5 protein-coding genes and 1 pseudogene are annotated in these 6786 nt (G+C 71.4%); 5 read left to right on the plus strand and 1 reads right to left on the minus strand.

Annotated features, from left to right (window positions below; genetic code table 11):
• The first annotated feature begins 7 nt into the window (after positions 1–7).
• The 3 genes from ETD86_RS17135 to ETD86_RS17145 are packed head-to-tail and all read left to right on the plus strand — an operon-like array spanning position 8 to position 2644.
• Positions 8–970, plus strand: coding sequence for an ATP-binding cassette domain-containing protein (locus ETD86_RS17135; RefSeq protein ID WP_138667158.1), 963 nt, complete (start codon positions 8–10; stop codon positions 968–970).
• Between the two features lie 58 nt (positions 971–1028).
• Positions 1029–1871: an ABC transporter permease gene (locus tag ETD86_RS17140; RefSeq protein ID WP_138667159.1), complete on the plus strand. Its 843-nt coding sequence runs from the start codon at positions 1029–1031 to the stop codon at positions 1869–1871.
• Between the two features lie 44 nt (positions 1872–1915).
• Positions 1916–2644: a class I SAM-dependent DNA methyltransferase gene (locus tag ETD86_RS17145; protein WP_138667160.1), complete on the plus strand. Its 729-nt coding sequence runs from the start codon at positions 1916–1918 to the stop codon at positions 2642–2644.
• 1 nt (position 2645) lies between these two features.
• On the opposite strand, the gene ETD86_RS17150 is transcribed toward ETD86_RS17145, so the two are convergent.
• Positions 2646–4139, minus strand: a complete 1494-nt coding sequence (locus ETD86_RS17150; protein ID WP_138667161.1) for an FAD-dependent monooxygenase — start codon at positions 4137–4139, stop codon at positions 2646–2648.
• A gap of 174 nt (positions 4140–4313) precedes the next feature.
• Between ETD86_RS17150 and ETD86_RS17155 the strand changes: the two genes are divergently transcribed.
• Together ETD86_RS17155 and ETD86_RS58165 are read left to right on the plus strand one after the other, a co-directional pair.
• Positions 4314–5510 (plus strand): cytochrome P450, encoded by a 1197-nt coding sequence (locus tag ETD86_RS17155; RefSeq protein WP_138667162.1) that lies wholly within the window; start codon positions 4314–4316, stop codon positions 5508–5510.
• A gap of 51 nt (positions 5511–5561) precedes the next feature.
• Positions 5562–6092, plus strand: a pseudogene (locus ETD86_RS58165) (AAA family ATPase); the annotation flags it as partial.
• Between the last annotated feature and the right edge of the window lie 694 nt (positions 6093–6786).

Here is a 6786-nt window from a genome sequence, read left to right on the forward strand (position 1 = left end):
GAAGATCATGCTGGCGATAGAGACCTCAGGACTGGTCAAAACCTTCGGCGACACGAGGGCCGTCGACGGCCTCGACCTCAAGGTGCCGACCGGCGCCGTGTACGGCGTGCTCGGCCCCAACGGCGCGGGCAAGACGACCGCGGTACGCATGCTGGCCACGCTGCTGAAACCGGACGCGGGACAGGCCACCGTGTTCGGGCACGACGTGGTGCGCGAGGCGGACGCCGTACGCGGCCGGGTGAGTCTGACCGGCCAGTACGCCTCCGTGGACGAGGAGATGACCGGCGAGGAGAACCTGATCCTGCTGGCCCGCCTGCTCGGCCACCGCAAGCCGGCCGCCAGGGAGCGGGCGGCCCAGCTGCTGGAGGCGTTCGGGCTGGCGGAGGCCGGGGGGCGGCAGGTCAAGACGTACTCGGGCGGCATGCGGCGGCGCATCGACATCGCGGCCAGCATCCTGAACACGCCCGATCTGCTCTTCCTCGACGAGCCGACCACCGGGCTGGACCCGCGCAGCCGCAACAACGTCTGGGACATCGTCCGCATCGTCGTGGCCCACGGCACCACCGTGCTGCTCACCACCCAGTACCTGGAGGAGGCCGACCGGCTGGCGAGCCGCATCGCGGTCATCGACCACGGCAAGGTCATCGCCGAGGGCACTCCTGGCGAGCTGAAGTCGTCCGTCGGCGCGGGCTCGGTCCACGTACGGCTGCGCGACCCGGCCACCCGCCCCGACGCCGAGCGAGTCCTGGCCGAGGCCCTGAACGCACCGGTCTACCTGGAGTCCGACCCGGTCGCCCTGACCGCGCGCGTCACGGGGAGCGGCAACGAGGCGGAACAGGCCTCGCGCGCCCTCCACCGGCTGGCCGAGGCCGGCATCGTCGTCGACGACTTCTCCCTCGGCCAGCCCAGCCTGGACGAGGTCTTTCTCGCCCTCACCGACCATCGCGCCACCGAGGAGGCGGCAGCATGAGCGAGCGAACAATCAGACACGCCACGATCGTGCTCATGCGGCCGACGAAGGAGGCAGCATGAGCACGACGACCGAGACCACCACCACGTACGCGCCCGCGGCCGAGGCCCTCGGCATGGTCCTGGCGCCGGGGGCGAGGCCGCCGCGGCCGAGCGCCTGGTCGGCGTCGGTCACGTTCGGCTGGCGGGCGATGTTGAAGATCAAGCACGTGCCCGAGCAGCTCTTCGACGTGACGGCGTTCCCCCTGATGATGACGCTGATGTTCACGTACCTGTTCGGCGGCGCGCTGGCCGGGTCGCCGACCGAGTACCTGCAGTTCCTGCTGCCGGGCATCATGGTGACGAGCGTCGTGATGATCACCATGTACACGGGTGTGGAGGTCAACAAGGACATCGAGAAGGGCGTCTTCGACCGGTTCCGCACCCTGCCGATCTGGCGCCCGTCCACCATGGTCGGCTACCTGCTGGGCGACCTGCTGCGGTACACGATCGCCTCGGTCGTCATCCTGGCGGTCGGGCTGCTCCTGGGCTTCCGCCCCGCGGGCGGGGTCACCGGGGCGGCGGGCGGGATCCTGCTGCTGCTCGCCTTCTCGTTCGCGTTCTCCTGGTTGTGGACCATGTTCGGGCTGCTGATGCGGAGCGAGAAGTCGGTGATGGGGGTCAGCATGCTGGTGCTGATGCCGCTGACCTTCCTGAGCAACGTCTATGTCGATCCGTCGACCATGCCGGGCTGGCTGCAGGTGTTCGTGAACGCGAGCCCGATCACCCACCTGGTGACCGCCGTACGGTCGACGATGGCCGGCACGCCGGACGCCGGGGAGATCACGTGGGTGCTGGTGTCCTCCGTGGTGCTGATCGCGGTCTTCGGCACGCTGACCATGCGCCTGTACAACCGGAAGTGAGCCACGTCTGTGCCCGGTCCTCCTCGATCGGGCACAGACGGGGTATGCCTGAGAACAACTTCGACGAACGGACAGCGCAGACGTACGCGGCCAAGTGGCCGGAACTCTTCGACCCGGCGGTCGTCGACCCGGTGGTGGACTTTCTCGCCGATCTGGCGGGATCGGGCGCCGCTCTCGAGCTCGGCATCGGCACCGGCCGCATCGCCCTGCCGCTCAGCCGGCGCGGCGTCCCGGTGCACGGGATCGAGCTGTCGCCGGCCATGGTGGCGCAGTTGCGGGCCGCGCCGGGCTCCGAGCACATCGGCGTGACGATCGGCGACTTCGCGACCACCAGGGTGCGCGGGCCCTTCAAGGTCGCGTACCTGGTGCGTAACACGATCACGAACCTGACGACGCAGGACGAGCAGGTCGAGTGCTTCCGCACGGTGGCGGCGCAGCTGGAGCCCGGCGGCTGCTTCGTCATCGAGGTGTACGTGCCCGAGCTGCGCCGGCTCCCGCCCGGCCAGACCGTCCACCCGTTCACCGTGACCCCGGAGCACCTGGGTTTCGAGGAGTACGACGTCGCGACGCAGATCGCGTACTCGCATCATTACTGGGTGGTGGACGGGCAGCTCGAGACCCGCTCCACGCCGCACCGCTACGTATGGCCGGCGGAGCTGGACCTGATGGCGCGGTTGGCGGGCATGACGTTGCACGAGCGCTGGGCCGGCTGGAAACGCGAGCCCTTCACGGGCGAGAGCCGCAGCCACGTGTCGGTGTGGCGGAAGCCGTGACCTACGCGTGTGCCAGCGCCCGGCGCAGCGCTCCGGCCGGGTCCTCGCCGCGCCAGGCGACGTGCTGGTCGGGGCGGACCAGGGTCAGCGGCTCGCCGGGCAGATCCACCACCTGCAGCGGCACGCCCAGCTCCCGCGCCTCCTCGATCAACGCGGCCACGCCGGGAGCGCGCCGGTCCCCGACCACGCTGAACCCGCGGCCGAGCCGGTCGTACAGGGACTCCCCGGGCGCCAGCCACCGGTGCGGCAGCCGCTCGCCGGCACCGTCCGCCACGATCGGTGAGCCCGCGTACGTGTAGCCGAGCACCAGGTCGAGGCTGTGGAACTCGCTGTGCTTGGTCCTGAGCACCGCCTCCGCGACCGCGGGCCGCACCTTCTCGAACTCGGCCTCGTCCCCCATGAGCCCCGGGTCCGCCAGCTCGGGGGCCAGGGTGGCCATGTTCGCGGCCGCGGCCTCGATGGTGTCGGCGGCGATGGGGCGGCGCTCGGCCTCGTACGTGGCCGTCAACGCGGCCGGCGCCCAGCCGTTGATCACGGCGGCCAGCTTCCAGCCGATGTTGACGGCATCCCCGATGCCCGTGTTGAACCCGTGCCCTCCGTACGGCGGGTTCTGGTGCGCGGCGTCGCCGGCCAGGAACACGCGCTCGCTCGCGTACCGGTCCGCCAGCAACATCCGCGCGGTCCACGGGTCAGTGGCCAGGATCTCCACGTCGATCTCGGCTCCCGCGATGTTGTGCGCCAGCCGCACCGGGTCCGCGTCCTCGGCCCGGACACCCTGCGCGATGCACCACCAGGTGTCCTTGAGGTCGAGGCGGCCGACGAGGCCCGGCTGCGCCGGGTTCAGCACCCAGTAGTGCACGGCCGGGCCGTGCGGCATGCGCTCGGCCAGGCCGGGGGCGCGGAAGACGATGTTGAAGTTGGGCCTGGCGTCCTGGCGGCCCTCGTACCGGGCGCCGATCGCGGCCCTGGTCACGCTGCGCGGCCCGTCGCAGCCGACCACGTAGCCGGCGCGTACCTCGCGCTCCTCGCCGTCGCCGGACACGATGCGCACGGTGACGCCCTCGGCGTCCTCCCGCAGCCCGGCCACCTGCCACCCGGTGAGCAACGCGTCGCCGACCGCCTCGCGCAGGATCTCCTCCACCAGCGGCTGGGGCGCCTGCTGCCCCGGCTCGGCGGCCAGGTCGGAGCCCACCAGATCGAGCCCGAAGCAGCCGCCGATCCTGGTGATCTCCCGCCCGAGCAGGCTGGTGACGAACACCGCCTCGTCCGACCACGACACCGCCAGCGGCGCACGGGCCCGCAGCGTCTCGGCCAGCCCCCACCGGCGCAGCAGCTCCATCGAGCGGGCCGACGTCGTCTTGGCCCGCGGCCGCAACCACGACACCGTCTCGCGCGGCTCCACCACCAGGCTCCGGACACCGTGATGGGCCAACTCCACGGCGGTCGCCAGGCCGACGGGCCCACCTCCGGCGATCAGCACGGGCACCATACTCATGAATACCGCCCTCAATCTTTCCCATGAACATGGGCATGGTCGTGGTGTCGCACGGCCCGGGTCAAGGCCGGATCATACGAGCCTGCCTCATATCCAATCGAAGATCGCACTAGTACGGACCCCCCGCGGTTGTTACGGTTTACGCGACCAACGACGATCATCTAGGGGTTCCCCATGACCGAGTCCTCGGTGATGCCGCTGCACACGCGGCGAGTGGAGTTCGACCCGGCTCCAGAGCTGGCGGCGGCGCGTGACGAGGAGGGGGTCAAGCGCATCACCACCGTGTTCGGGGCGGATGCCTGGCTCGTGACCCGGTACGCGGACGTCCGCGAGGTCCTGGGCGACGCCGAGCGGTTCAAGATCGCACCGCAGACCATCGCCCGGCTGCCCGGGGCGCCGGAGATGACCAAGGAGCAGCTCGCCAAGATCAACGCCGGCAACCTGATCGGCGTGGACCCGCCCGAGCACACGCGGCTGCGGCGCATGCTGACCCCCGAGTTCACGATCCGGCGGATGCGCCGCCTGGAGCCGCGGATCCGGCGCATCATCGACGACCACCTGGACGCGATGGAGGCCGCCGGGTCCCCGGCCGAGCTGGTGTCGTCGTTCGCGCTGCCGATCCCGTCGCTGGTGATCTGCGAGCTGCTCGGCGTCCCGTACGAGGAGCGCGAGGGCTTCCAGTACCGCTCCAGCCGGATGCTCGACATGACCGTGCCCGCGGAGGAGCGGGTGGGGCTGCAGTTCCAGGCGCGCGGGTACATGGAGGACCTGGTCCGGCGCATTCAGGCGGACCCGGGCGAGGATCTGCTGGGCATGCTGGTCCGCGAGCACGGCGACGACCTGACCACCGACGAGCTCATCGGCATCGGGAGCCTGCTGCTGTTCGCCGGGCACGAAACCACCTCCAACATGCTCTCCCTTGGCACGCTGGCACTGCTGCGCCACCCGGAGCAGCTCGAGCTGCTGAAGAAGGAGCCCGAGCGGATCGACGGCGCGGTGGAGGAGTTGCTGCGCTGGCTCAGCATCGTGCACTCGGGCACGACGAAGGTCGCCATGACGGAGGCCGAGCTCGGCGGCAAGACCATCGCGCCCGGCGACCTGCTGATCTGCGCCCTTCCCGCCGCGAACCGCGACCCGGCGCTGATGCCCGACGCGGACACGTTCGACGTGGCGCGCGGCGCGCCCGGCCATGTCGCGTTCGGTCACGGCGTCCACCACTGCCTGGGCGCCCCGCTCGCCCGCATGGAGATGAAGATCGCCTTCCCGGCGTTGTTCCAGCGTTTCCCCGGGCTGCGCCTGACGGACAACGAGCCGAAGTTCCGCTCGTTCAGCCTCGTGTACGGCCTGTCGTCCCTGGAGGTCGCCTGGTAGTGGATGTGTCGTAGTGGATTTGTCGGGGGCTGCGGGTAGCGTGCAACCGTCATGCCTATCGACGCCGCCACCCACGAGCTCATCGGCAGGGACCACCCGGCCACGCTGCTGCGTGCCGAGATCGCGCGGCTGATCGGCAGCCACGGCGGCCTGGTGCTGGTCACCGGCGAGGCCGGCATCGGCAAGACCACGCTCGTCACGAGCGCGGCGCGGGAGGCCAGGCGGCAGGGCGCGCTGGTGGTGGGCGGCGCGTGCTGGGACTCCGGCAGCGCGCCGGGCTACTGGCCGTGGACGCAGGTCATCCGGGCGCTGCGCCGCGGCGCCGAGCCCGAGGAGTGGGCCGCGGCGGAGGAGGCGGCGGGCGCCAGCCTGGCCGCCATCCTCGGCGAGACCCAGGTGCCGGATGGCGACCAGGCTCAGCAGGGCAACGGGCAGTCCCCCTTCCTCACGGTCACCCCGGGCGGGGACGAGGTCCCCGACGCCTTCAGGCTCTACGACGCCGTCACCTCCGCCCTGGTCGCGCTCGCGCAGCGCCGCCCGGTCGTCATCGTCATCGACGACCTGCACGTGGCCGATCCCGCCTCGCTGCGGCTGCTGGAGTTCGCGGCGCAGCAGACCTGGTTCGAGCGGCTGCTGCTGATCGGCACCTATCGCGACACCGAGGTCGAGCCGGTCGACCACCCGCTGCGCGACCTGCTGTCGCCGCTCGTCGCCAAGGCCACCACCATCACGCTCACCGGCCTCGACGAGGCGGGGGTGGCGGCGCTCATGGCCCGCACCGCCGGTCAGGAGCCGCCGCCTGACCTGGTCACCGAGGTCCATCGGCGCACGGGCGGCAACCCGTTCTTCGTCGAGCAGACCGCGCGGTTGTGGCGCAGCGGCGGCTCGGCCACTGCCATCGCGCCCGGCATCCGGGACGCGCTGCTGCGCCGGCTCTCCCTGCTGCCGCGGCCGGTCGCCGAGTTGTTGCCGGCGGCGGCCGTGCTGGGGCGCGAGTTCCATCGGCAGGTGCTGGCGGCGACGGTGGCGGCGCCGGTCGCGCACGTGGACCGGCTGCTGGAGCTGGCCGTGGTCGCCAAGCTCGTGGTGACCAAGGGCGGCGGCGAGTTCGCCTTCGCGCACGACCTGGTCCGCGAGACCCTCTACGACTCATTGGCCGATCCCCGCGACCTGCACGCCGCAGTCGTCATCGCCGCAGACGGCCTGGTTGCGCAGGGATTCGACCAGCGGCCGGGCGATGCCCGCGGGAACGGGGGTGACCAGGCCGACCCAGTGG

The sequence above is a fragment of the Nonomuraea turkmeniaca genome, assembly GCF_005889735.1.
GTDB lineage: Bacteria > Actinomycetota > Actinomycetes > Streptosporangiales > Streptosporangiaceae > Nonomuraea > Nonomuraea turkmeniaca.